25 protein-coding genes and 1 tRNA gene are annotated in these 23,165 nt (G+C 55.1%); 14 read left to right on the top strand and 12 right to left on the bottom strand.

What is annotated here, in order from left to right; genetic code table 11:
• Positions 1-49: 49 nt before the first annotated feature.
• Positions 50-595, bottom strand: a complete 546-nt coding sequence (locus BVC71_RS10265) for an EF-hand domain-containing protein (RefSeq protein ID WP_086451573.1) — start codon at positions 593-595, stop codon at positions 50-52.
• 199 nt (positions 596-794) lie between these two features.
• On the opposite strand from BVC71_RS10265, the gene BVC71_RS10260 reads away from it, so the two are divergent.
• Positions 795-1,190, top strand: a complete 396-nt coding sequence (locus tag BVC71_RS10260) for a DUF983 domain-containing protein (protein ID WP_086451572.1) — start codon at positions 795-797, stop codon at positions 1,188-1,190.
• Positions 1,187-1,900, top strand: coding sequence for an NUDIX hydrolase (locus tag BVC71_RS10255; RefSeq protein ID WP_086451571.1), 714 nt, complete (start codon positions 1,187-1,189; stop codon positions 1,898-1,900). Before BVC71_RS10260 ends, BVC71_RS10255 begins: the two co-directional genes overlap by 4 nt.
• Here BVC71_RS10255 and BVC71_RS10250 read toward each other — a convergent pair.
• Positions 1,897-2,931, bottom strand: coding sequence for an aldo/keto reductase (locus BVC71_RS10250; protein WP_086451570.1), 1,035 nt, complete (start codon positions 2,929-2,931; stop codon positions 1,897-1,899). The two genes, BVC71_RS10255 and BVC71_RS10250, sit on opposite strands and share 4 nt — an antisense overlap.
• A 173-nt stretch (positions 2,932-3,104) precedes the next feature.
• Between BVC71_RS10250 and BVC71_RS10245 the strand changes: the two genes are divergently transcribed.
• Positions 3,105-3,854, top strand: a complete 750-nt coding sequence (locus tag BVC71_RS10245; protein WP_086451828.1) for an SDR family NAD(P)-dependent oxidoreductase — start codon at positions 3,105-3,107, stop codon at positions 3,852-3,854.
• A 36-nt stretch (positions 3,855-3,890) separates the two neighbouring features.
• Here the strand turns inward: BVC71_RS10245 and BVC71_RS10240 are convergent, their stop codons facing one another.
• On the bottom strand, positions 3,891-4,349 hold the full coding sequence (locus BVC71_RS10240; RefSeq protein ID WP_086451569.1) for an outer membrane beta-barrel protein: 459 nt from the start codon (positions 4,347-4,349) through the stop codon (positions 3,891-3,893).
• Between the two features lie 130 nt (positions 4,350-4,479).
• Between BVC71_RS10240 and metG the strand changes: the two genes are divergently transcribed.
• Positions 4,480-6,189 carry a methionine--tRNA ligase gene (gene metG, locus BVC71_RS10235; protein WP_086451568.1) on the top strand — a complete coding sequence of 570 codons (1,710 nt, stop codon included), beginning with the start codon at positions 4,480-4,482 and terminating at the stop codon, positions 6,187-6,189.
• Positions 6,190-6,242: 53 nt separating this feature from the next.
• Here metG and BVC71_RS10230 read toward each other — a convergent pair whose 3' ends face one another.
• The 3 genes from BVC71_RS10230 to BVC71_RS10220 all read right to left on the bottom strand — a co-directional run bounded on the left by BVC71_RS10230 (position 6,243) and on the right by BVC71_RS10220 (position 10,214).
• Entirely contained in the window at positions 6,243-8,138 is a 1,896-nt protein-coding gene (locus BVC71_RS10230) for an acyl-CoA synthetase (protein WP_086451567.1), read from the bottom strand.
• A gap of 99 nt (positions 8,139-8,237) precedes the next feature.
• Positions 8,238-10,031, bottom strand: coding sequence for an ABC transporter transmembrane domain-containing protein (locus tag BVC71_RS10225; RefSeq protein WP_086451827.1), 1,794 nt, complete (start codon positions 10,029-10,031; stop codon positions 8,238-8,240).
• 109 nt (positions 10,032-10,140) lie between these two features.
• Positions 10,141-10,214: transfer RNA gene (locus BVC71_RS10220), tRNA-Gly, on the bottom strand.
• A gap of 146 nt (positions 10,215-10,360) precedes the next feature.
• Between BVC71_RS10220 and BVC71_RS10215 the strand changes: the two genes are divergently transcribed.
• Positions 10,361-10,714: a hypothetical protein gene (locus tag BVC71_RS10215; protein WP_086451566.1), complete on the top strand. Its 354-nt coding sequence runs from the start codon at positions 10,361-10,363 to the stop codon at positions 10,712-10,714.
• Here the strand turns inward: BVC71_RS10215 and BVC71_RS10210 are convergent, their stop codons facing one another.
• From BVC71_RS10210 to BVC71_RS10200, 3 genes are all read right to left on the bottom strand, one after another.
• Positions 10,715-11,389, bottom strand: coding sequence for an SOS response-associated peptidase (locus tag BVC71_RS10210; RefSeq protein WP_086451565.1), 675 nt, complete (start codon positions 11,387-11,389; stop codon positions 10,715-10,717).
• Complete coding sequence (locus BVC71_RS10205) at positions 11,390-11,698, bottom strand: DnaJ family domain-containing protein (protein ID WP_086451564.1); 309 nt, start codon at positions 11,696-11,698, stop codon at positions 11,390-11,392. It abuts the gene before it with no gap.
• An 81-nt stretch (positions 11,699-11,779) separates the two neighbouring features.
• A complete protein-coding gene (locus tag BVC71_RS10200) occupies positions 11,780-13,348 on the bottom strand; it encodes a bifunctional metallophosphatase/5'-nucleotidase (protein WP_086451826.1) in 1,569 nt (522 codons plus the stop codon).
• 167 nt (positions 13,349-13,515) lie between these two features.
• Between BVC71_RS10200 and BVC71_RS10195 the strand changes: the two genes are divergently transcribed.
• Genes BVC71_RS10195 through arsC form a run of 3 tightly spaced genes read left to right on the top strand, consistent with a single transcriptional unit; the run spans position 13,516 to position 15,232 of the window.
• Positions 13,516-13,848: a DUF952 domain-containing protein gene (locus BVC71_RS10195; RefSeq protein ID WP_086451563.1), complete on the top strand. Its 333-nt coding sequence runs from the start codon at positions 13,516-13,518 to the stop codon at positions 13,846-13,848.
• Positions 13,848-14,900 carry a quinone-dependent dihydroorotate dehydrogenase gene (locus BVC71_RS10190; RefSeq protein WP_086451562.1) on the top strand — a complete coding sequence of 351 codons (1,053 nt, stop codon included), beginning with the start codon at positions 13,848-13,850 and terminating at the stop codon, positions 14,898-14,900. The genes BVC71_RS10195 and BVC71_RS10190 overlap by 1 nt, the downstream gene beginning before the upstream one ends.
• Positions 14,897-15,232, top strand: coding sequence for an arsenate reductase (glutaredoxin) (gene arsC, locus BVC71_RS10185; RefSeq protein WP_086451561.1), 336 nt, complete (start codon positions 14,897-14,899; stop codon positions 15,230-15,232). Before BVC71_RS10190 ends, arsC begins: the two co-directional genes overlap by 4 nt.
• On the opposite strand, the gene BVC71_RS10180 is transcribed toward arsC, so the two are convergent.
• Genes BVC71_RS10180 through BVC71_RS10170 form a run of 3 tightly spaced genes read right to left on the bottom strand, consistent with a single transcriptional unit; the run spans position 15,219 to position 17,453 of the window.
• Positions 15,219-16,529: an MATE family efflux transporter gene (locus BVC71_RS10180; RefSeq protein WP_086451560.1), complete on the bottom strand. Its 1,311-nt coding sequence runs from the start codon at positions 16,527-16,529 to the stop codon at positions 15,219-15,221. The two genes, arsC and BVC71_RS10180, sit on opposite strands and share 14 nt — an antisense overlap.
• Positions 16,522-17,007 (bottom strand): PaaI family thioesterase, encoded by a 486-nt coding sequence (locus BVC71_RS10175; RefSeq protein WP_086451559.1) that lies wholly within the window; start codon positions 17,005-17,007, stop codon positions 16,522-16,524. Before BVC71_RS10175 ends, BVC71_RS10180 begins: the two co-directional genes overlap by 8 nt.
• An 8-nt stretch (positions 17,008-17,015) precedes the next feature.
• Complete coding sequence (locus BVC71_RS10170; RefSeq protein ID WP_086451558.1) at positions 17,016-17,453, bottom strand: PaaI family thioesterase; 438 nt, start codon at positions 17,451-17,453, stop codon at positions 17,016-17,018.
• A gap of 135 nt (positions 17,454-17,588) precedes the next feature.
• Here BVC71_RS10170 and BVC71_RS10165 point away from each other — a divergent pair, with 135 nt between their 5' ends.
• The 6 genes from BVC71_RS10165 (at position 17,589) to BVC71_RS10140 (ending at position 23,096) form a co-directional block, all read left to right on the top strand.
• On the top strand, positions 17,589-17,963 hold the full coding sequence (locus BVC71_RS10165; RefSeq protein WP_086451557.1) for a MerR family transcriptional regulator: 375 nt from the start codon (positions 17,589-17,591) through the stop codon (positions 17,961-17,963).
• Positions 17,964-18,175: 212 nt separating this feature from the next.
• Entirely contained in the window at positions 18,176-18,574 is a 399-nt protein-coding gene (locus BVC71_RS10160) for a MerR family transcriptional regulator (protein ID WP_086451825.1), read from the top strand.
• Positions 18,575-18,595: 21 nt separating this feature from the next.
• Positions 18,596-20,368, top strand: coding sequence for an acyl-CoA dehydrogenase C-terminal domain-containing protein (locus BVC71_RS10155; RefSeq protein WP_086451556.1), 1,773 nt, complete (start codon positions 18,596-18,598; stop codon positions 20,366-20,368).
• Between the two features lie 57 nt (positions 20,369-20,425).
• Positions 20,426-21,052, top strand: a complete 627-nt coding sequence (locus tag BVC71_RS10150) for a glutathione S-transferase family protein (protein ID WP_205905966.1) — start codon at positions 20,426-20,428, stop codon at positions 21,050-21,052.
• 10 nt (positions 21,053-21,062) lie between these two features.
• The gene (locus tag BVC71_RS10145; protein WP_086451554.1) at positions 21,063-22,274 is read left to right on the top strand and encodes an acetyl-CoA C-acetyltransferase; all 1,212 of its coding nucleotides are present in this window, start codon (positions 21,063-21,065) and stop codon (positions 22,272-22,274) included.
• Positions 22,275-22,601: 327 nt separating this feature from the next.
• A complete protein-coding gene (locus BVC71_RS10140) occupies positions 22,602-23,096 on the top strand; it encodes a hypothetical protein (RefSeq protein WP_133064519.1) in 495 nt (164 codons plus the stop codon).
• Positions 23,097-23,165 lie beyond the last annotated feature (69 nt).

The raw sequence follows: 23,165 nt of genomic DNA, 5'->3' as shown, positions 1-23,165 counted from the left end.
GTCTATTCAATCGGGGCCCGCACCCGAATGCACGGGCCCCTTCAATTAGTTAGTGATTGTGGCGCTGGCCACCGTCACGACCGCCGTCACGACCACCACGATCACCGCCGCGCATCTGGTCACGCTGTGCCATCGCAGTTTCAAAAGCTGCGAATTCTTCAGCGGTTACATTGCCATCAGAATCAGCATCCAGACGTTCGAACATCGAAGTCAGACGGGTGGTATCGTTTGGCTGCAGTTCTTCTAGGCTCAGCGCGCCGTCACCATCCGTGTCACGCGATGTGATTTGTTGTTCAACACGTGCCGCAGCGCGTTCTGCCATCTGCGCAGTGACCTGAGCGTTTAGCTCTTCGGCACTTAGCACGCCGTCACCATCGGTATCGACTTCTGCGAATTTAGCGGCAGGCAGGGCTTGCAGTTCTTCCAGTGTGATCGAACCGTCAGCATTCGCATCAACAGTTGCAAAATCCATCGCGGCAATGCCACCGCGTGGGCCAAAAGATCCTGCTCCTTCGCTACGACCAAATCCAGCGGCGGATACAGAAGTCGCAGCAACGCCAGTGATCAGTGCAGCAATCAGTAGTTTGGTTTTCATGTTTCGTCCTTTGGTTACGAGGTTCGCCTCAGGCCCTCAACTGCCCAAGACGCATTTAATACGGGCCGCACCAAAGTTTCCGTCGCCGGTAATTAAACTTTTTCCCACCTTCGCGCGACATCCAGCCGCAACGGGGCAAAGTCCCCTTTTAATACTAAGCCAAAAGTAGCATGTGGAATTCATCTAATCGGAGACAGTCATGACGGACATCGCTGACAACAACGCTACACAGCGTGATGGAAAACTATCCATGCTGCGCGGTTTTCGCCGTCGTTGCCCGTCCTGCGGCGAAGGCAACATGTTTACAGGTTACCTAAAGGTCTCGGATAGCTGCCCCGCTTGCCGCGAAGAACTGCATCACCATCGCGCGGATGATGGCCCCGCCTATCTGACCATTTTGATTGTCGGTCACATTCTGGGCTTTGCCATGCATTTCGCGTTTGTCTGGTTCCGTCCAGAGCCGTTGGTCATGGCGACGGTATTCACGGTTGGATGCGTCGGCCTGTCTTTGTATTTGCTGCCACGCCTAAAAGGCATGATCGTCGGCATTCAATGGGCGAAACGTATGCATGGGTTTGATAACGTCACAGGATGACGCACAAACCAGTCGATTCGACCCCTATCCGCGACGCGGCCACGATCATTGTGGTGCGTGACCGGCATTCAAATCCCAAAGTTTTAATGGGCCAGCGCGGGTCCGGCGCTGTGTTCATGCCGAACAAGTTCGTCTTTCCGGGCGGAGCTGTTGATGCGGTTGATCAAACGGTGGACATGGCCGCGCCCATCAATCCGACATGTTTAAACCGCCTTTCGGATCAAAGCACCACGCCCGCAAACGCATTGGTCGCTGCTGCAATCCGCGAATTGTGGGAAGAAACAGGTCAGATTATTGGGGAACCCGCAGAATGGTCCGCCCCGCCAAAGGGGTGGCGCGGGTATGGCGCAACGGGTCACAAACCCAGCGGCACATCCATGTCTTTCATTTTCCGTGCTATCACTCCACCGGGACGCCCCCGCCGTTTTGATGCGCGGTTTTTCTTGGCTGATGCCGACGCACTATCGACCGACCCAGACGATTTTTCGCGTGCCGAAGATGAATTGCGCCATCTGCAATGGATTCCGATCGCCGATGCGCGGTCCTTTGATTTGCCGTTCGTCACCGAAGTTGTCTTGGCTGAATTAATGGCCAACATAGAAAAAAACGGCCCGCCCGAAAACGTGCCGTTTTTCCGTGATAACGACGAAGCCCAACTTGTGACCCGTCTGGGTGGCAAGCGCCCGCTGGACGCTTACCATTGTGATTAGAACGGCATTGGGTGGTCGCGATGCGCGTCGTCAATCTCTTTGACGATCTCCTCGTCCAGCTCCATATCCTTGGCTTTCAGCAAGTGCTCTAACTGCTCGGACGTAGTGGTGCCAAAAATCGCCGAGATTGGGAACGGGCGGCTGCGTTGCCATGCCATCGACATGTGGTCCAGAGCGATACCGTGTTTATCGGCGATCGCCTGATAGGCTTCGACAGCTGCGTGCGCACGCGGGTTCGAACGACCGGATAGACCCGGAACAAGCGACATGCGTGATGCCTCTGGCACTGCACCGTTGCGATATTTGCCAGTCAGCAGACCCGTGGCTAGCGGAGAATAGGACAACAACAGCACGTCTTCGTGGATCGACACTTCGGACATGTCGGTGTCGTACATACGGGCCAGCAGCGAATATTCGTTCTGCATCGACGCAACGCGCGGGCCGATGCCCTCTTCTGCCAATTTCAACCACTGCATGGTGCCCCACGCACTTTCGTTCGACAGGCCGATTGCACGCAGTTTGCCTTCGTTCACCAAATCGTTCAGCACGGACAGCACGCCGCGCAGGTTGTCCAGTTCTTTGGCTTTGTCCTGCTTTGATGCGTCAAAGGTCCAGTTCTGGCGGAAATGATAGCTGCCGCGGTTCGGCCAGTGCATCTGATACAGATCGATGTAGTCGGTTTTTAGACGGGTTAGCGAATCCTCGACCGCACCGCGAACGGACTCAGCTGTGTAGCCACCTGGGCGGAAACCGCTGTCGCCCGACACTTTGGTTGCGACTACGACCTCTTCGCGGCGACCCGTTTTTTCAAACCAGTTCCCGATGACCTTTTCCGAATTGCCCATCGTTTCCTTTTTGACAGGATTCACAGGGTACATTTCAGCGACGTCAAAGAAATTGATGCCCGCATCCATCGCCATATCCATCTGACGGAATGCGTCATCCTGCGGCGTTTGGTTGGAAAAAGTCATGGTGCCCAAGCACCAATCAGGCACCGAAATGCCAGTACGGCCAAGCTGTAGCGTTTTCATAAATACGTCCCAAATAGAATGCGTTGGGCATGAACCTAGTGGTTCAACGTGCCAGTGCAACCCCTGCATTCCGTCTGTGCAGTGCCGAACAACACCTGCGCGTGATCTGCCTCAAAGACGCACAATTCCTGACCTATATAATGGACACAAACATTTTAGAAAGGAGGCCAAAAATGGCCCATGATTTCAAAGGGAAAACCGCAATCGTCACAGGTGGCGGCTCTGGTATTGGTAAATCTATCGTCACTCAATTGGTCGACGCAGGCGCAAAGGTTTTGATCGCCGATCTAGATATGGAAAACGCCGAAAAACTGGCATCCGAACTGGGCGAAAACGCCAAGGCGTTCGAAGTAGACACATCAAACGCCGAACAAGTCGACGCCATGATGCAGGCCGCGACCGAATTTGGCGGATCGCTGGATATGTTGGTGAACAATGCAGGTGTGGGCGGTGCGGCAGCGCCATTGGGTGAATACCCCATTGATAGCTGGCAAAAGGTAATCGACGTAAACCTGACTGGCGTATTTTACGGCGTTCGTTACGCGATCCCGAAAATGATCGAAACGGGCGGCACGGGTTCGATTGTGAACATCGCCTCGATCCTCGGGTCCGTGGGTATCGCGAATTCTGGCGCTTATGTCGCGGCGAAACACGGCGTTGTTGGCCTGACGAAATCCGCAGCACTGGAATACGGCGACAAAGGCATCCGCATTAACTCAATCGGACCAGGCTTTATCAAAACGCCATTGCTGGATCAAAATCTGGATCAGGACACGATGGATTATCTGGCGAACCAACACGCCATGAAACGTCTGGGCGATCCGGACGAAGTCGCCAAACTGACGCTGTTCCTGCTGTCTGACGACGCAAGTTTCATCACCGGCAGCTACCATCTGGTCGATGGCGGCTATACCGCGCAATAAACGAAACGGGGCGCCAGATTTGGCGCCCCTTTCAAATCAGAAACCGTAGACTGCGCCGAAACGCACATTGGTGACCAGCATGTCATCGTCGGGCGCATGATCACGGATCAGTTCGGCGCGCAGGTCGACCGATTGCGACAATTCGTAATCAATGCCCAACCCGTAATTCAAACCATCGACAGCGCCGCTGCCATCAACGTCATAATTGGTATATCCGACCGAAGCCATCAGAGCGACCGCACCCGTGTCGTGACGAGCAATGCCGCGCAGACGCAGCGCGTTATAATCGCCGCCATTGGTCAAATTCATTTCTAGCTCTGGACCAAAAGTCACCGGACCGTTTCCAAACTGTGCGCCGCCCATGATGGTGGACGCAACAGATTGGTCGCCTGAATGTGGTGTCTGCAAATCGACGCCTGCGCCGATATAAAATTCTTGGGCCGATGCGGCACCCGATACCGCTGCAATCGCGGCGGCTGCGAATAGAATTTTCATGTGGGTTTTCCCATTATTTACTGCTCTGTCCCTCATATAGCGCTGGTTTCACGGTTGCGATAGTCGGTCTGTGCTGGCATCACGCCCCATGCGCCGCTAAAAGGCGGATAACCGCGCACAGGAATAGATCATGGCACGACATCTGATTACTTCGGCGATCCCTTACATCAACGGGATCAAACACCTTGGAAACTTAGTTGGATCGCAGCTGCCTGCGGACCTTTTTGCACGCTACCAACGTGGTCGCGGCAACGAGGTGATGTTTCTTTGCGCCACCGACGAACACGGCACCCCAGCGGAATTGGCCGCAGCCAAGGCGGGCAAACCCGTCGCAGAATACTGCGCCGAAATGCACGACGTTCAGGCCAAAATCGCCGAAGGTTTCCGCCTGTCGTTCGATCACTTTGGCCGCTCATCATCGGAACAAAACAAAAAACTGACCCAGCATTTTGCGGGCGTTCTGGCCGATAACGATCTGATCCGTGAAGTGTCGGAAACCCAGATGTATTCGCACGCGGACGGCCGTTTCCTGCCTGACCGCTATATCGAAGGCACCTGCCCCAACTGCGGTTTCGACAGCGCGCGCGGCGACCAGTGCGACAACTGCACCAAACAGCTGGACCCTGTGGACCTGATCAATCCGCATTCGACCATTTCGGGTTCCACCGATCTGGAAATGCGCGAAACCAAACACCTGTACCTGCGCCAGTCGCAAATGAAAGATCAGCTGGACGCGTGGATCGACAGCAAAACCGATTGGCCTGTGCTGACGACTTCGATCGCGAAAAAATGGTTGCATGACGGCGACGGCCTACAAGACCGCGGCATCACCCGCGATCTGGACTGGGGCGTGCCTGTGAAAAAAGGCGACGAAGACTGGCCCGGCATGGAAGGCAAAGTGTTCTACGTCTGGTTCGACGCACCCATCGAATACATCGCCGCATCCCAAGAATGGGTTGATGCAGGCAAAGGCGACGATTGGGAACGCTGGTGGCGCACCGACAAAGGCGCGGACGACGTGACCTATACCCAGTTCATGGGCAAAGATAACGTACCGTTCCACACGCTGTCGTTCCCATGCACCATTCTGGGATCGAACGAGCCATGGAAGCTGGTCGATTACATCAAATCGTTCAACTACCTGAACTATGACGGCGGCCAGTTCAGCACCTCGCGCGGGCGCGGTGTGTTTATGGACCAGGCGCTGGAAATCCTGCCAGCTGACTACTGGCGCTGGTGGTTGCTATCGCACGCCCCTGAATCGTCGGACAGCGAATTTACGTGGGAAAACTTCCAACAGTCCGTGAATAAAGATTTGGCCGACGTTCTGGGCAATTTTGTCAGCCGCGTCACCAAATTCTGCCGTTCGAAATTCGGCGAAGAGGTGCCTACTGGCGGCCCTGATCTAGCGGTAGACGCCGATTGGGTTGCGCAGCTGGAACAGAACATCCGCCAGTACGAAGAGTTCATGGAAGCCAAAGAGGTTCGCAAAGCCGCTGGCGCATTGCGCGCGATCTGGGTGATGGGCAACGAATACCTGCAAGAGGCAGCGCCGTGGTCCACATTCAAGGAAGACCCAGAGCTGGCCGCATCGCAGGTGCGTTTGGCGCTGAACCTGATCCCGCTATACGCCGTTCTGTCCGAACCGTTCATCCCTGACGCAGCCGCGACGTTACTAGAGGCGATGAAGGTAGACGCAGAATGGCCAGGCGCAGCGGCTGATGCCGTCACCCGCTTGCCCGCTGGTCACGCATTCGCGGTGCCTGACAATTTGTTCGGTAAAATCTCGGATGATCAGCGCGAAGAATGGCAATCCAAATTTGCAGGCACACGCGACTGATCAGGTCCGGTTATTCAATTGAAAAGGGCGGCCAATGGCCGCCCTTTGTTGTTTTATTCTTCGGCCCATTTCCACGGGCGGGTGTGCGCCCCCAGACAATGCGCCACAGCATCCGCGTCGCATTCGCCGGTTTTCGACAGAACCGCGACCAGACCCAGTTTTTTGTCCTCGATCACCTCGGTCACTTCGGCGGCTAGGCCTTCGGCAGCGAGCGTTTCATTATAGATCCGTGTGATTGCCATGCGGCGCAGGTCAGGTTTGAAAATCTTGCCCACTGCGGTTTTTGGCAGCTCGGGCAGGATCTCCAGATACTTTGGATGCGCTGCGCGTTCGTGGATATGCGCCTTGGCGTATTCCAGCAATTCTTCGGATGTAACCTCGGCCCCGTCGACCAGTTCGACATACGCACACGGCAGTTCGCCAGCGTAAGAATCAGGCTGACCGATTGCGCCCGCAAAGGCGATCTTTTCGTGACCTGCTAGTGCCTCTTCAATCTCGGCTGGGTCGATGTTGTGACCTGCGCGGATGATCAGATCCTTGGCGCGGCCGGTAATCCACAAATAGCCGTCGGCATCAAAACGGCCCAGATCGCCCGTACGCAGGTATTGGGTCGGGCCCAGTGGGCCTGGGTAATACAGGTCTGCGTTCTTGCGATCCTCGGTATAGGTCGCGCCCATGTTGACGCCCGGGTTGCTGACGCAGATTTCACCGATGGTGTCGGTTGGGCATTCTTCGTGGCTGACCACGTCGAAAATTTTGACGTCCGTGTATGGGAACGGGAACCCGATGGAGCCGACTTTCTTTTCGCCATCAGGTGGGTTGATCGAGACAAGGCAAGTCGCCTCGGTCAGGCCGTAACCTTCGCAGATGGTGATTTTGGCGGCGTCTTCGAACCGTTTGTATAGCTCGACAGGCAAAGGCGCAGACCCGCAGAACGCCAGACGCAGCGACGAAATATCGGCGTTCACAGGGCGCTGCATCAGGGCGGCAATCGCAGTCGGGACGGTGATCATGAACGTCACGTTGTAGCGTTCGATCAATTTCCAGAAATTGTCGAACACGCCGTCGCCGCGATAACCCGCTGGGGTCGGCAGAACGAAATGCGCGCCTGATCCCAGTGATGCGCCCAGCGACACGATCGTCGCAAACACGTGGAACAACGGCAGAGGACAGATCTGAACATCGTTTTCCGTAAACAGCAGGCGGTCACCCAGCCATGCATTGTAAACGATGCCCGAATATTTGTGCTGAACGATTTTAGGCAGGCCCGTGGTGCCGCCCGTGTGGAAATAGGCCGCGATACGGTCGCTGGTGCTATCGGCAAAATCTAGCGTTTTGTTTTGCTTGGCGACTTCGGTCGTGAAATCGATCACGGCCGCGTTATGGGTCGGTTTAACCTTTGGACGGATCAGCGGAACGATCAGTTTTTTCAGGCCCGACAGGTGGCGAACCAGATCAACCTCGACCACGGTTTTGACGTTGGGGGCCATTGCCACCGCTTCGTGCGCTTTTTGCGGCACATCGGTTTTTGGAAAACCTTTGAGCGTTACGACGACCTTTGCGTTGGTTTCGCGCAGGATTCCTGCAATATGTTCTGCGTCCAGTAGGGGGTTAATCGGGTTCACGATGCCCGCGATTTGACCGCCCAGATAGGTCAGAACCGTTTCGGTCGCGTTGGGCAGGATATAAGCGACAACGTCATTTTCGCCGACGCCCAATTTGCGGAACAGGTTAGCCGTTTGGCAGGTTTGTTCCAACAGCTGCGTCCACGTCAGCGTTTCCTTTTTCGACTTTGGATCAGACAGGATCTGATACGACACCGCAGGGCGCGGCCCATGGGCTGTCGCGGTTCGTGTCAGCAATTCAAACGTGGTTTTGGGCTGATTACGTTCAGTCCAAGGTTTCTCCGCGACGATCGCTTCGCGATCTGCGATTGTTGCATAGGTCATGCAGGCTCCTCCCATGTCGGCGCGTCCCACAGCGCCGTTTCCATCAGGATGTGTCAGAATAGCGCATGTACGCAAGTATGACGCAGCGAAACGAAGAGTCTATGCCGCAGCGGAACCTTCGGTAAATTGCAGTTTAGCTAGTCGGGCGTATAGGCCGCCTTTGGCAACCAGATCGTCATGCGTGCCCTGTTCGACGATCTGACCATCCTCAAACACAACGATGCGGTCCGCCTGTTTGATCGTCGCCAAACGGTGCGCAATGATCAACGTGGTACGATCCTGTGCCAGCTTTTCAACTGCGCCCTGCACCAAACGTTCGCTTTCTGCATCCAATGCGCTGGTTGCTTCGTCCAGCAATAGGATCGGCGCATCGCGCAAAATAGCGCGAGCAATCGCGATGCGTTGTTTCTGCCCGCCCGACAACATGACGCCTCGTTCACCTAGATAACTGTCATATCCATTTTCCAGCGCCACGATAAAATCATGTGCGGCGGCGGCTTTGGCAGCGGCTTCGACTTCGGCGTCAGTGGCATCAGGGCGACCAAAGCGGATATTTTCACGAGCCGTATCTGCAAACACAACAGCATCTTGCGGAACAATCGCGATCTGTTTGCGGAAATCATCGCGCGCCATGTCGCGTAAATCTGTGCCCGCCAAAGTGATTTTTCCTGACTGCGGATCAAAGAAACGCATTAGCAATTGCACGACCGTCGATTTTCCCGCGCCAGATGGACCAACCAACGCGATGGTTTCACCTGGTGCTACGGTCAAGCTAATGCCGTTTAATGCAGGCATATTCTGGCGTGACGGATAGCTGAATGTAACATCATCAAACACGATAGCGCCGTTTTTCATTTCGGGCGCATCCACTGGGGATGCTGCGTCAGCAACGGTGTCTTTGGCGTTCAGCAATTCAGCCAAACGTTCCGTTGCGCCTGCCGCACGCTGCAATTCGCCCCAAATTTCGGTCAGTGCGCCAACAGCACCCGCAACCATAACCGCATAGATAACGAACTGAACCAATTCGCCGACGGTCATTATAGAATTAGCCACGTCCTGCGCACCAACCCACAGCACGCCAACAACACCCGAGAAGATCATAAAGATCACGATCACGGTCATCATCGCGCGGGTCAAAATACGGCGTTTCGCGCTGTCGAAACTGCGTTCGGTGACATCACTGAATTTCAGAGCTGTGCGGACCTCTTGGGTAAAGGCCTGAACGGTTTGAACGGACAGCAATGCCTCGGACGCAGAGCCGGAGGAATTTGCAATCCAGTCCTGATTTTCGCGGCCCAATTTGCGCAGGCGGCGACCTAAAACAACGATCGGCACGATCACAACCGGCACGATCAATAGAACCAACGCCGCCAATTTGGCCGAGGTAAAGAACAACAAAAACAGCCCGCCAACGAAGATGAACAGGTTACGCAGCGCTACGGACACCGACGAGCCGATCACCGACAGGATCAGCGTGGTATCGGTTGTGATGCGGCTTAGCACCTCGCCCGTCATAATATTTTCGTAAAACGCGGGGCTCATTGTGACCATGCGGTCGAACACGGCCTTGCGGATGTCAGCGACCACGCGTTCGCCCAAACGGGTCACCAGATAATACCGAAGGCCGGTGCCCAGCGCCAACAAACCGACAACGATCAATGCTGCGCTAAAATACTGTTTCAGCAGCGGTGTTGCGCCACCTTCGAAATTGTCGACAACTCGGCGCACGGCCAACGGTAGCACCAGCGACACCATCGCGGTTAATGTCAGCGCGACAAATGCCGCGGCTAGCATCAGGCGGTATGGACGAATGAACGGCCACAGTTCAGCCAAGGCCGAGATTCGTTTCGATCCTGCGCGGTCTTGTGCGTTATCGGTCGGTGGTTTTGCCATGGCTGCCATCGTCGTCAGTAAAGTTGTCGTGTGATAGCCAGCCACGCCGTTGATAACAAGCGCACCATCGTCGCAACAGGACGTTCATAGGTATGAAACTGTGGATTGATGGAGCGGGTGACGGGAATCGAACCCGTATCATTAGCTTGGAAGGCTAAGGTCTTACCATTACACAACACCCGCGCTGCGCAGACATATAGTCTGCACTGTAGGGGAGATTCAAGCCCAGTTTTACTGTCTTTTTCTGGCCCCAATTTTGACGAAATATCAGGGTATGCATGACCCAAAGCCCGATTCAGGGCGTGAAAGACTGGGAATAGGATTGGTTCATGCTTCGTAATTTTGCGTTTGCTGCCATAGCGGCATTAACAACAGCCACCGGCGCCTTGGCCGAAGATAGCGTAACACAGACTGTTGTGATCACCGATTTCGGGTATTTCCCGATGGTGACCTATCTGGACGAAGGCGACACCGTGATTTTTAGCAACCAAACCGACAGCGCACAAAACGTCATGGCTGTGCGCGAATTGGAAACAGATGTGCCTCAGTGGGAAACGGGTTCTTTGGCGCCTTTGGAGACCTATTCGTTGATCATCAACACCGATACAGTCCTGCAGTTCGAAACCAGCTTTGGTAACGAAGTGAACGGCGAATTTTCGTTCGACGAACCCGTTCTGAACTAATCATTCATCTTCGATCAGCGGCTCGATCAACTCGGGTCCGCTGGCCCGATTGGAATTCACCGCAGTTCCGACCCGCCGCAGGGATATAATCCCCTCTGCGGTGGGTTGCATCAATGTCGCGGCACCATGTCCCTCTTCGCCCAACCATTTGGCCCAAGTGTTCTGTTCCAGAATCAATGGTAGCCGATGATGGACTGCCGACATTTCGGCATTGGCATCCGTCGTGACAATAGCGCAGGTGGTCATATCTCCGCCCTCACCCGTCCAATTTTGCCAAATCCCGCCAAATACCATCGGCTGCCCATCTGTACGGGTGACCCAATATGGCGCGGGCGTTTCGCCATCAACGCGGTGCCATTCGTAAAACCCACTGGCCGCGATCAAACACCGGCGCTGACGGCAGGCATCGCGAAACGCTGGTTTTTCCGCGATGGTTTCTGACCGCGCGTTGATCAACAGCGGGCCGCCGTTTGGCGTTTTGTACCAATGCGGCAGAAATCCCCAGCGCATAGGCCGCAGGTGACGCACCCCATCAACGCTGGTCGCAACGGCCAGCGTGTTCGTCGGGCAGACGTTATAATTGGGCGCAAATTCGGGCAGATCATTGGCGGGCCCGGCATCAAACATCTGCGCCATCGCGTCATGCGGCAGTGTGATCGCCATACGGCCGCACATTTATTTGGTCCACGCCTTGCGGGCGATGTCGATGCGGGCCTCCATCATCGACATGTCTTTCATTATCTCGCGGCGGCGGGTGCGGTCGGATTCGCCCATCAAGTCATCCCGCATTTTGCGTAATTCGCGTGACAGGGTGACGAATTCGGGTTCGGCCCCGTTTCGTTCCGCGACCTTGTTCAGCAGATAATTTTCAGGGTCCGCACATTCAGGCAAAGGTTTCCCTGCCCCTTCGAGGTTATCAAAGGCGCCGTCTTTATCCGCCGCAGCAATGCGGGCGTTGATGAGGTCAATCAGCGGGTGGTCCATAGGGATAAATATAGGCGGACAGGCAGAAACAAAAAACCCCCGCCGTTTCCAGCGAGGGTCAATATCGCATGGGGAACGATATTATTCGCCAACAACCGTGATGCGGCCATCGGTATACGGGGTGAACGGCGATGCAGCGGCCATGTATTCCGCCAGAACGTCAGCCAGATCAGGGCCATAGTCGTAGGCGTTCGCTGCGTCTTCGAACATCGAATAACCGTCGCCGCCGTTGCGGACGTAGTTGTTCGACACCGCGCCATAGGTCGCTGCCGGATCGATCGCTTCGCCGCCGACCATTGCATCGACGATACGCTCGCCCGCTGGTTTCGATGGATCAACGGTGTAGGTCATGCCTGCGACTTGTGGGAAACGGCCTGCACCTTCTTCCATTTGGCTCACACCGTTTTCCAGCGCGGCCAGCAGGGTTTCGCCCGTGATTTCAAAGGTCGACAGAGTGTTCTGGAACGGCAGAACAGTAACGACTTCGCCCATGGTGACTTCGCCTGCGTCGATGGACGCGCGGATACCGCCGCCGTTTTGGATCGCGATGTCGATGCCTTGGCCTGCGACACGGTCCAACATTGCGTCAGCAATCAGCGAACCCATCGCACATTCACGTGCGCGGCATTCTTCGCGGGCGCCGATGATTTCGTCTGCAGCGTCAGCCACAACGCGGGCTTTCATTTCTTCGATCGGGCCAGCCAGTTCAGCGATGCGGGCTTTGATCGCGGCGTCTTCTTCTACCGAAGCATCCAGCAGCATGGTATCGCCCGATGCGTCCAGCAGGTTACCGTCGTCATCAAAGTTCAGGACCAGATGGCCAACGTATTTTGAATAGGCGTAGGCCTGAACGACAGGCACTTTACCAACCATGGTTGGATAGGCGTATTCAGAACCCTCTTCGTTCGAAAACAGGGTGTGCGAGTGGCCACCTACAACGGCGTCCAGACCGCTGACAGCTTCGGCGATGGCCATATCTTTGACGACGCCAACGTGGTTTAGCGCGATGATTTTGGTCACGCCCATTTCGGTCAGCATATCAACGTCATGCTGCAAGTTTTCGATTTCGTCCGAAAAGATCACAGCGTCCGACGGGCTCGAGGTTTCGACGGTATCAACAGCCAACGCCGACACGATGCCGATTTTTTCGCCGCCGACCTCTAGGATCACGTGATCTGCGATTTTGCCAGCTAAAACGTTGGACGACGACACGTCGATGTTGCCCGAAATCACAGGGAACGACACGCCATCAGCCAGTTTTGCCAGACCTTCGTCGCCATCGTCGAATTCGTGGTTACCTACGGCCATCGCGTCGAAACCGATTTGCTCCATGAATTCGATTTCAACGTCGCCTTTGTAGGTCGTGTACATCAGCGATCCCTGATACTGGTCGCCAGCATCTAGAACGATGACGTTTTCGCCTGCCAGCTCTTCGCGCAGATTAGCGATAGCGGTGGCAACGCGGGCCACGCCGCCGAAACATTCGCCTTCGGCGTTCGCTTCTTCGCTACAGGTGCTGTCGTATTTGCTGACTGGTTCGATACGCGAATGCAGGTCGTTGATGTGAATAACGTGCAGCGAATAGTCGGCCATTGCCGCAGTTGCCGACAGTGCCACAGCACAGGTCGATACAAATAGTTTATTAATCATTGGGGACCCCCTGTTGGTATTTTCATCAGATTGTCGTTCGTTGACCATCGAGTCAAATCCTGACCTATCGGACTTTGCGTAAACCAGTCATGTGACAGCTAAATGTCAGTGGATTGCCTGTTTTGCAGGCACTTGACCCGCTGCAATGACAAAGGCATGACATCGCTATGCTGATTTACAAAATTTTCCGCGCCGCCGAATGGGATCAACTATGCACCGATGGGGAAACCGTTGGGGCTCCGATTGATGTGACGGATGGCTATATTCATATCTCAACTGCCGATCAGGTCGTTGAAACTGCTGCAAAACATTTTGCTGGCGAAACGGATTTGCATTTAATCGCGCTAGACAGCGATGCGCTGGCGGATGACCTGAAATGGGAACCGTCGCGCGGTGGGGCGCTGTTTCCGCATCTTTACCGCAACTTAAAGATGCAGGATGTTATTTGGGAAAAACCATTGCCGCTGGTCGACGGTGCGCACCAGTTTCCGGAGCTATAATGAACCTAATTGAACAAATCGGCCTGTCTGCCCTACGCAAGATTGATCCGGAAGCCTCTCACGGATTGGCGATCAAGGCCCTGCAATACGGAATCGCCCCAAAGACCGAAGTTTATTCTTCGCCTCGGTTGAAAACATCGATTGCGGGTCTGGAACTGGCGAATCCATTGGGCCTTGCTGCGGGATTTGATAAAAACGCGACCGTTCTTGCGCCTTTGACCCGTTGTGGGTTCGGGTTTATCGAAGTCGGGGCCATCACCCCGCGCCCGCAACCCGGCAACCCGAAACCGCGTCTGTTCCGCCTGACCGAAGACCGCGCCGCGATCAACCGGTTCGGGTTCAACAACGAAGGCATGGATGCCGCAGCCGCTCGTCTGGCGAAACGTCCGAAAAACGCGGTTATCGGTTTGAATTTAGGCGCGAACAAAGACAGCGAAGACCGCGCGAAAGATTTCGCAACTGTATTGGCGCGCTGCGCTGCAAACCTTGATTTTGCGACGGTCAACGTATCCAGCCCGAACACCGAAAAACTGCGCGACCTACAAGGCAAAGATGCATTGTCGGCGCTGTTGGGCGGGGTCATCGAAACCAACGCGGCATTAAATCGGCCAATCCCGATTTTCCTGAAAATCGCCCCTGATTTGACCGAGGCGGAAATCACCGATGTCGCCGAAGTCGCAAACGCATCTGGGATTTCAGGCATCATTGCCACGAACACCACGTTGGATCGTGCAGGTTTGCTGAGCCAGCACGCGCACCAAAAAGGCGGCCTATCTGGTCAGCCTTTGTTCGAAAAATCCACCCGCGTTCTGGCCAAACTATCCACCATGACCGATCTGCCAATTATTGGCGTCGGCGGCGTTGGATCAGCAGAACAAGCCTATCAAAAAATCCGCGCAGGTGCCTCTGCGGTTCAGCTGTACACCGCGCTGGTCTATGGCGGCATGGGGTTGGTGACCAAAATTACCCGCGGTCTGGACGAACTGTTGAAACGCGATGGGTTTGAATCGGTCAAACAAGCTGTCGGTTCGGGCCGGAGCGATTGGACATGATCATCTGGCACAACCCACGTTGCAGCAAGAGCCGTCAAGGATTGGCCCTGCTGCAAGAAAACGGTGTCGACCCCGAGGTTCGCCTTTATCTGACCGACACCCCGACCGAAGCCGAACTGGCAGACGTCATTGAAAAATTGGACATGTCGCCGCGCGATTTGTTGCGCACGGGCGAAGCGATCTATCGCGAACTTGGCCTGAAAGACGCCGATGACAGCGCAATTATTCCAGCGATGGCGGCCAACCCAAAACTGATTGAACGTCCTATTGTGATCGATGGGGATCGTGCTGTTGTAGGCCGTCCACCTGAAAACATCCTTAGCCTTTTGTAGGCACGACCGATCGTTCCAATGCGGGGTAGCGGATACCCAACGTCACCCCGCGCGCGATCCAACTGACAATCATCGCTAACCAAACACCGTGATTGCCGAATTGGTCAATCAACGGGATTGCGGCCGCAATGTAGATTGCGAATGAAATCAACATCATGTTGCGCATGTCGCGCGTGCGGGTCGCGCCGATAAAAATTCCGTCCAGCATCCAAGCAGGCAAGCCGATTAAGGGGCCCACAATCATGTAGGGCAAGAATACTCGCGCCGCCTCGCGCACGTCGGGCGCCGTGGTTAGAAAGTCGATAATTGCGGTGCCAAACAGCCAGAAAAGAACAACCATCGCAACGGTCGTGATCGCGCCCCAAATAGACGATAAAATCGCCGCGCGGCGTAGCAATTTACGGTCCCCTCGCCCCATCGCCTGACCCACAAGCGTTTCTGCCGAAAACGCAAAGCCGTCCAAACAGAACGCGACCAAAGTTAGAAATTGCATCAACACTTCGTTCGCGGCAAGTTGCACATCGCCCATCGCTGCGCCCCAAAAGACGAACATGACGACCATTGCCTGCAAAGCAAGCGTACGGATCAGGATGTCGACATTCACCATCGCCATGCGCTTGATCCGCGCGGCATCCAAAATCGCGGGCCACCCGATCCGCGTGCGGATGGCATCTCGGCAGAACCAAAGGCCCACCGCCAAGCCTGTCCAATCGGCCACGAATGTAGCCCATGCCACACCCGCAACGCCCCAGTTCAAAACCAGCACGAACAGTATATCCAACCCGATGTTGACGATATTCATCGCGATCTGTTGCACTAGAACGCCGCGTGACCTTTCGCGGGCGATCAACCAACCGATGACAGCATAGCTGGCAATCGCCGCAGGGGCGGACCAAACCCGAATGGACATGTATTGGCGGGCCAGCGTTTCGACCTGTTCCGACGCGGGGGACAGATAGAACGCCCCCCAGAACAACGGCCATTGGGCAACGATGACGAACAAACCGAACCCGAAACCAACCAACAGGCCCCGTTTCAACAGCGCAAAAGCTTCGTCCATGTCGCCTGCGCCGATGGCCTGACTGGTCAGACCTGTCGTTCCCATTCGTAAAAACCCGCAGACCCAATAGATGGCCGAAAGGATCAATGCGCCCAAGGCAACCGCGCCTAACGGTGCAGCTTGTCCCAATTGACCGATAACGCCCGTGTCCACCAGCCCCAACAAAGGGACCGTGATGTTGGCCAAAACAATTGGAACGGCGATAGATAAAACCCGCCGGTAGGTTAGGTTATCCATCGCGGGATGGCATCAAAAAATGACCCGTGGCTTGCGCAAATGGCCGCTCACGGTTGTCTTGCCATGCTTCGACATGAACGCTGGCATAGCGGCGTCCAGCACGGGTGATCCGCGCACGGGCATAGGCGTCACGCGGCAAACCTGATCGCAGATAATCGACCGTGATATCAATGGTTTTAGGCAGCCGCACTTTGACACCTTGCGGCTCTTCGCCTTCGATGTCGGACCAGATCATCGACCAAGCCAATTCAACAATCGCGGCGGTTTCCAAAAACGCCGCTGTCGCGCCGCCATGGATAGCGGGCAAAATAGGGTTGCCGATCAGATCATCTTTGAACGGTAAAACAGCCGTCAATTCATCCCCTCGGCGATCAAATTGAATACCCAAGAAACGACTGTAGGGCATCGACTGGATCAATCGTTCCAGCGCAGCGTCTCGACGTTGTTTAACGACTTGGACAGGTTCAGGTTTGCGCATCTTATGTCCTATGCCTTGCGTTCAACGGTAAAGGCGCCTGTCGATGTTGCAACGGGCCGATCCCTGTCATCGTCATAGGCCGTGGCGCGCACAAAGGCGACGCTGCGCGTGACGTGATAGCATTCCGCGCGCGCAATAATTGTCTGGCCTGGCGTAGCGGACCGCATATAATCGATGCGCAAATCCAACGTCGCTGTTCCCAACGATGCCTGAGGGTGACACATCACCGCCGCGCCCGAACATGTGTCCATTAGGGCCGAAACCGCCCCGCCATGGATCACGCCCGTTTCAGGGTCGCCCACGAACCGTTCATCGTAATCCATTTCAATCGCGGCCAAACCATCGCCAATTTCCACCAGCCGCATCCCCAATGACTTGGCATGCGGAAGAGACGATATAAATTGATTGGCAATCAGCGTTTGGCGATCTTCGGTTTCGTGTGACATTGGGCCTCCTGCTTGGGCAGTATTCGGGAAAAATGCCCATTTGCGCAAGTGGTTGTACGTTCGTACACCGTCACGTCAACTGCGGTTGCCGAACGCATGTTTTATTTCTAGTGTGGCGCGAGAGGAGGTCGACACATGACAGAACCGCGAATTTCTTTCAAAGAGATGTGCGCCAAATTCGATGTGACACCGCGGACGCTGCGGTACTATGAATACATTGAATTGTTGGCCCCCGAACGCGAAGGCCGCGCCCGTTTCTATGGCCCCCGCGAAGTGGCGCGTATGACACTAATCATGCGTGGTCGCCGCTTTGGGTTTTCATTGGAAGAATTGCGCCAATGGCTGGAAATGTACGACCAACTGGGCACCGATGCCCAAATGCGCAAATGGGTTGAAATGGCTGACGAACAACTTGCACAGTTAGCTGAACAAAAGACCCAGCTTGAGGAAACGATGAAAGACCTCAAACAGCTGCGGGATGAAACACAGGCGAATCTAGACAAAGCCTGAGCCCAACCAAATCACCCCCCAAAAGAAGGCAAAACGCCTTCTTTTTTCGTTTCTGGGCACCCATTTTTTCAAAACTTCGAATTTGACCTTTCGTCACACTCAGAAATGACGCAGCGTTTCGTTTACGTTATGGTCAACTTGAGCACTACATTGCCCCTGTGCCGACGATTGCACCGCAACGATGCCGACACAAATTAGGACTGCAAATGACGATGACGACTGAACAGACACTGACCATCCGCGAAATGTGCGACGCGTATGATGTAACGCCGCGCACCTTGCGGTTTTACGAGGCGAAGGAGCTATTGTTCCCGATCCGCGAAGGCCAAAAGCGCCTGTTCACTAAACGCGACCGTGCCCGCCTGAAATTGATCCTGCGCGGCAAACGGTTTGGTTTCACCCTGGAAGAGTTACGCCAGCTACTGGACCTGTATGAACTGGACGATCAGCAGGAAACCCAATTGGCCGAAACCTATGAGGTTGCGAAACGTCATTTGGCAGAAATGGAAGATCAAAAAGCAGAGTTGGAAAGCGCCATCGAAGATCTGAAGCAACAGATGGAATGGGGCCGACAGCATCTGGAAAAACTACGACTGCAAAACGCGGGTTAACCGCACTCGGAGGAGACCACCATGCCTAGCTACACAGCACCGACAAAGGATATCCAGTTCCTGCTGCACGATGTTCTGAAAGTTTCGGAACAATCCGTGCCAGGTTATGATGAAATGGACCGCGATTTCACATCTGCCGTTGTGGAAGAAGCAGGTAAAATCGCATCCGACGTGTTGGCCCCGCTGAACGCGGTTGGCGACACCGAAGGCTGCACCTTTGAAAACGGCGTTGTTCGCACGCCGAAGGGTTTCAAAGACGCTTTTGAACAAATGAAAGAAGGCGGCTGGACCGCGCTGGACTGTGATCCTGAATACGGCGGTCAGGGCCTGCCATATCTGATGATGACAGCCGTGAACGAACCGTTCGTATCCGCGAACATGGCGTTCAACATGTATCAAGGCCTGACCCACGGTGCATATTCGGCGATCCACGCGCACGCGTCTGACGAACTAAAGGCGAAATTCCTGCCAAAAATGGTGACCTGTGAATGGACCGGCACCATGAACCTGACCGAACCGCACTGCGGCACCGATCTGGGCCTGATGCGCACCAAAGCGGAACCACAGGCAGATGGTTCGTTCAAAATCACTGGTCAGAAAATCTTTATCTCGGCTGGTGATCACGACATGTCGGAAAACGTGATCCATCTGGTTCTGGCGAAAATCGTCGGCGGCCCAGAAGGCATCAAAGGCGTGTCCCTGTTCATCGTTCCGAAAATCATGGTCGATGACAACGGTGATCTAGGCGAACGCAACGCCGTGTCCGTTGGCAAAATCGAAGAAAAGATGGGCATCCACGGCAACGCGACCTGCGTTATGAACTATGACGGCGCTGTTGGCTATCTGGTGGGCGAAGAACACAAAGGCATGCGCGCCATGTTCACCATGATGAACGAAGCGCGTCTGGGCGTAGGCCTGCAAGGCTACGCACAGGCCGAAGCCGCATACCAAAACGCTCTGATCTACGCCAAAGACCGCCTGCAGGGCCGCGACGTGACCGGCGCGAAAAACCCTGACGGCCCAGCCGATCCGCTCATCGTGCACCCAGACATCCGCCGCAACCTGATGGAGCAGAAATCCTTTGTCGAAGGTGCGCGCGCATTGACCTATTGGGGCGCGAACCTAATCGACAAACACAGCCGCGAACACGACGAAGCCGCCCACGGTCTGGTGTCGCTGCTGACCCCTGTGATCAAAGGTTTCCTGACCGACAAAGGTTTCGACATGGCGGTTCAGGCACAGCAGGTTTACGGCGGCCACGGCTATATCGAAGAATGGGGCATGTCCCAGTTCGCTCGTGATGCCCGTATTGCCATGATCTACGAAGGCGCGAACGGCATTCAGGCGCTGGACCTTGTTGGCCGCAAACTGGCCCAAGACGGTGGCAAACACGTCATGGCGTTCTTTGAAATGGTCAAAGCAGAATGCAAAGCCCACGAAGACGAACGCATGAAACCGTTCACCGATGCACTGAAAAATGCATCCAAACAGCTGCAAGCGGCGGGTATGTATTTCATGCAGAATGGCATGAAAAACCCGAACAACGCCCTGTCTGGTTCGTATGATTTCATGCACATGATGGGCCACGTATGTCTGGGTCTGATGTGGACCCGCATGGCGGCCGCTGCATATTCGGAACTGGACGCAGGCAACACCGACACTGATTTCCTGAACGCGAAAATCAAAACCGGTGAATTCTACATGGCTCGCAGCCTACCGGCTTGTTCGATGCACCTTGCCCGCATCGAAACGGGTGCGGACACTGTCATGGGCCTGACTGCGGACCAGTTCTAAGCGATCTAGGATGGGGGCCTTGCCTCCATCCTGACCACCCAAAAGATTGGTATCGCAATGAAATTATACTGTTTTGGCGAAAGCGGACATTCCTACAAGGCGGCATTGGCGATGACCCTTGCCGGTGTTGACTGGGAACCTGTCTGGGTTGATTTTTTCCGCGGCGGCGCGCGCAGCCCTGAATTTTTGGCCGTGAACGAAATGGGCGAATGCCCCGTTTTGGTTGATGGCGATGTCACGCTGGCTCAGTCCGGCGTCATTCTGGACTACCTGACCGAAAAAACAGGCAAATTCGGTGGCTCGACCCCCGATGGACGCCGCGAGGTTTTGCGCTGGGTTCTGTGGGACAACCATAAATTTTCGTCCCAAATCGGTATGTTGCGGTTCCAGATGAATTTCCTGCCTGCCGAAAAACGCAGCGCCGACGTTGTTGCCTTTATCGCGGGCCGCGTGAAATCGGCATTCAAAACACTGGAAACCCATTTGCAGGGACGTGACTGGATCGTGGGCGACGCCCTGACCAACGCTGACCTGAGCTGCTGTAGCTATCTGTTCTACACCGAAGACTTCGGCTTTGACCGCAGCGAATACCCCAATATCGACCGTTGGCTGGACAACATCAGCGCCCTGCCCGGTTGGAAACACCCATACGAATTGATGCGTCGCGCATTGCCCGACGCCTGAGGAGGAAAACATGACCGAAGCCTATATCTATGACGCCGTGCGCACCCCGCGCGGCAAAGGCCGCAAAGACGGCAGCCTACATGAAATGACCAGCGTTCGTTTGTCGTCGAACGTTCTGAACGCCCTGAAAAACCGCAACGGTCTGGACGGTCACGCGGTCGAGGACGTGATCTGGGGCAACGTGACCCAAGTCGGCGAACAGGGCGGCTGTCTGGCGCGTACCGCGGTGCTGGCGTCTGATCTGGATGAATCGATCCCGGGTCTGGCGATCAACCGTTTCTGCGCATCCGGCATGGAAGCCGTGAACCTCGCCGCGAACCAAGTCAAAGGCGGCGCTGGCATGGCGTATATCGCAGGTGGCGTCGAAATGATGAGCCGCGTGGCCATGGGTTCGGACGGCGCAGCGATTGCCGTTGACCCGTCAATCGCGATGGACACTTATTTCGTGCCTCAGGGCATTTCGGCAGACATCATCGCGACCGAATACGGTTTCACCCGCGAAGCCGCCGACGCGCTGGCCGTTGAATCGCAAAACCGCGCCAAAGCCGCATGGGACGATGGCCGTTTCGCAAAATCCATCATCCCCGTTCTAGATCAAAACGGCCTGACCGTACTGGATCACGACGAATACATGCGCCCCGGCACCACCACCGAAATGCTGGGCAACCTAAAAGCGTCGTTCAAAGACATGGGCGAAGTCATGCCCGGCTTTGATAAGGTCGCGCTGATGAAATACCCGCATCTGGAACGCATTAACCACATCCACCATGCTGGTAACTCTTCGGGTATCGTTGATGGTTCGGCTGGCGTTCTGATCGGCAACAAAGAATTCGGCGAAAAATACGGCCTGACCCCACGCGCCCGCATCCGTGCAACCGCGAAAATCGGCACCGATCCAACCATCATGCTGACCGGCCCTGTGCCCGTGACCGAAAAAATTCTGGCGGACAACGGCATGTCGATTTCCGACATCGACCTGTTCGAAGTGAACGAAGCTTTCGCCTCAGTCGTGATGCGTTTCATGCAAGCGTTTGACGTTGATCCATCGGTTGTGAACGTCAACGGCGGCTCGATCGCGATGGGTCACCCGCTGGGCGCAACAGGCGCGATTATCATCGGAACCTTGCTGGATGAATTGGAACGCACAGGCAAAGGCGTCGGCCTTGCGACACTGTGCATTGCATCCGGAATGGGCGCAGCAACTATCATCGAACGAGTGTAACAAAAACGTGATCAACCCAGAGTTTGTAATTTTCTCTGATTAATTGGGCATTTGTCAGACACTGCTGACCTTTGCCCACCCATCCGACACCGAAATGAAGACGAATCATGTATTCAAACCGCTTTGAAAAACCTATACACAGGGAGACCGGCGCTTGTGGACAAAGTGCGCCGATCGATTGTGATTTGTTTTTAATTGGGGACATTTTCGTCTTTTGGGGTAACGCAGCGGATTTCGCTGTCGTTAAGGACGAAACCGCAGATAACGCAGACGTTTACAAACGTTCGGGTGATGCGGTTGGACGACTGGACGAGTGTAAAGATGGGTATGACACGCAACGACACTTTCACCGAAACGCAGGCATCGCCTGCAAACAACCCGTTCGAATGCACCGAACTGGCGCAGCGGGCCATGGATCTGCTGGATCGCATGACCAAGGATGTCCTCTTGGGCAAAATGGATCGGATGACCGACTATTTTGCGATGCCCCACGCGCTGCAATATTCGGACGAATTGATCACAATCACCAATCACGAAGAAATGCTGACAGAGTTCAATCTGATCACATTTGCATTGCGTCAACGCAACGTGGCCAAGGTCGAGGTGAATTTCACCCGTCAAAGCCCCGCTCGCAACGATCACCTGCCCGTATGGGTTCAGTTTCGTTTGCTGGATATCGACGGAACCGCAATGCAGGAAGTCGGAGCAACCTATTTCTGCGAATTGGTGGACGATCAAATCAAAATCAAACTTGCCCAATTTCAAGCGCCCCGCGCGCCAATTCTGGAATTGGTTGCCGCACTACAAGCTGCGGGCAAGTAAACACTGACCACACCCTAAATCTGTTAAAGAGCCTGCCGCGACCTGTCGCTGCGGGCCAAACTGCTATGG

Origin of the sequence: Marivivens niveibacter (assembly GCF_002150005.2) — a bacterium.
GTDB lineage: Bacteria > Pseudomonadota > Alphaproteobacteria > Rhodobacterales > Rhodobacteraceae > Marivivens > Marivivens niveibacter.
This window is presented reverse-complemented; position numbering and strand designations above follow the sequence as displayed.

Coding starts and splice junctions, on each gene's coding strand:
- BVC71_RS10265 (WP_086451573.1), bottom strand. CDS start 595: ATGAAAACCAAACTACTGATTGCTGCACTGATCACTGGCGTTGCTGCG.
- BVC71_RS10260 (WP_086451572.1), top strand. CDS start 795: ATGACGGACATCGCTGACAACAACGCTACACAGCGTGATGGAAAACTA.
- BVC71_RS10255 (WP_086451571.1), top strand. CDS start 1,187: ATGACGCACAAACCAGTCGATTCGACCCCTATCCGCGACGCGGCCACG.
- BVC71_RS10250 (WP_086451570.1), bottom strand. CDS start 2,931: ATGAAAACGCTACAGCTTGGCCGTACTGGCATTTCGGTGCCTGATTGG.
- BVC71_RS10245 (WP_086451828.1), top strand. CDS start 3,105: ATGGCCCATGATTTCAAAGGGAAAACCGCAATCGTCACAGGTGGCGGC.
- BVC71_RS10240 (WP_086451569.1), bottom strand. CDS start 4,349: ATGAAAATTCTATTCGCAGCCGCCGCGATTGCAGCGGTATCGGGTGCC.
- metG (WP_086451568.1), top strand. CDS start 4,480: ATGGCACGACATCTGATTACTTCGGCGATCCCTTACATCAACGGGATC.
- BVC71_RS10230 (WP_086451567.1), bottom strand. CDS start 8,138: ATGACCTATGCAACAATCGCAGATCGCGAAGCGATCGTCGCGGAGAAA.
- BVC71_RS10225 (WP_086451827.1), bottom strand. CDS start 10,031: ATGGCAAAACCACCGACCGATAACGCACAAGACCGCGCAGGATCGAAA.
- BVC71_RS10215 (WP_086451566.1), top strand. CDS start 10,361: ATGCTTCGTAATTTTGCGTTTGCTGCCATAGCGGCATTAACAACAGCC.
- BVC71_RS10210 (WP_086451565.1), bottom strand. CDS start 11,389: ATGTGCGGCCGTATGGCGATCACACTGCCGCATGACGCGATGGCGCAG.
- BVC71_RS10205 (WP_086451564.1), bottom strand. CDS start 11,698: ATGGACCACCCGCTGATTGACCTCATCAACGCCCGCATTGCTGCGGCG.
- BVC71_RS10200 (WP_086451826.1), bottom strand. CDS start 13,348: ATGATTAATAAACTATTTGTATCGACCTGTGCTGTGGCACTGTCGGCA.
- BVC71_RS10195 (WP_086451563.1), top strand. CDS start 13,516: ATGCTGATTTACAAAATTTTCCGCGCCGCCGAATGGGATCAACTATGC.
- BVC71_RS10190 (WP_086451562.1), top strand. CDS start 13,848: ATGAACCTAATTGAACAAATCGGCCTGTCTGCCCTACGCAAGATTGAT.
- arsC (WP_086451561.1), top strand. CDS start 14,897: ATGATCATCTGGCACAACCCACGTTGCAGCAAGAGCCGTCAAGGATTG.
- BVC71_RS10180 (WP_086451560.1), bottom strand. CDS start 16,529: ATGGATAACCTAACCTACCGGCGGGTTTTATCTATCGCCGTTCCAATT.
- BVC71_RS10175 (WP_086451559.1), bottom strand. CDS start 17,007: ATGCGCAAACCTGAACCTGTCCAAGTCGTTAAACAACGTCGAGACGCT.
- BVC71_RS10170 (WP_086451558.1), bottom strand. CDS start 17,453: ATGTCACACGAAACCGAAGATCGCCAAACGCTGATTGCCAATCAATTT.
- BVC71_RS10165 (WP_086451557.1), top strand. CDS start 17,589: ATGACAGAACCGCGAATTTCTTTCAAAGAGATGTGCGCCAAATTCGAT.
- BVC71_RS10160 (WP_086451825.1), top strand. CDS start 18,176: ATGACGACTGAACAGACACTGACCATCCGCGAAATGTGCGACGCGTAT.
- BVC71_RS10155 (WP_086451556.1), top strand. CDS start 18,596: ATGCCTAGCTACACAGCACCGACAAAGGATATCCAGTTCCTGCTGCAC.
- BVC71_RS10150 (WP_205905966.1), top strand. CDS start 20,426: ATGAAATTATACTGTTTTGGCGAAAGCGGACATTCCTACAAGGCGGCA.
- BVC71_RS10145 (WP_086451554.1), top strand. CDS start 21,063: ATGACCGAAGCCTATATCTATGACGCCGTGCGCACCCCGCGCGGCAAA.
- BVC71_RS10140 (WP_133064519.1), top strand. CDS start 22,602: ATGACACGCAACGACACTTTCACCGAAACGCAGGCATCGCCTGCAAAC.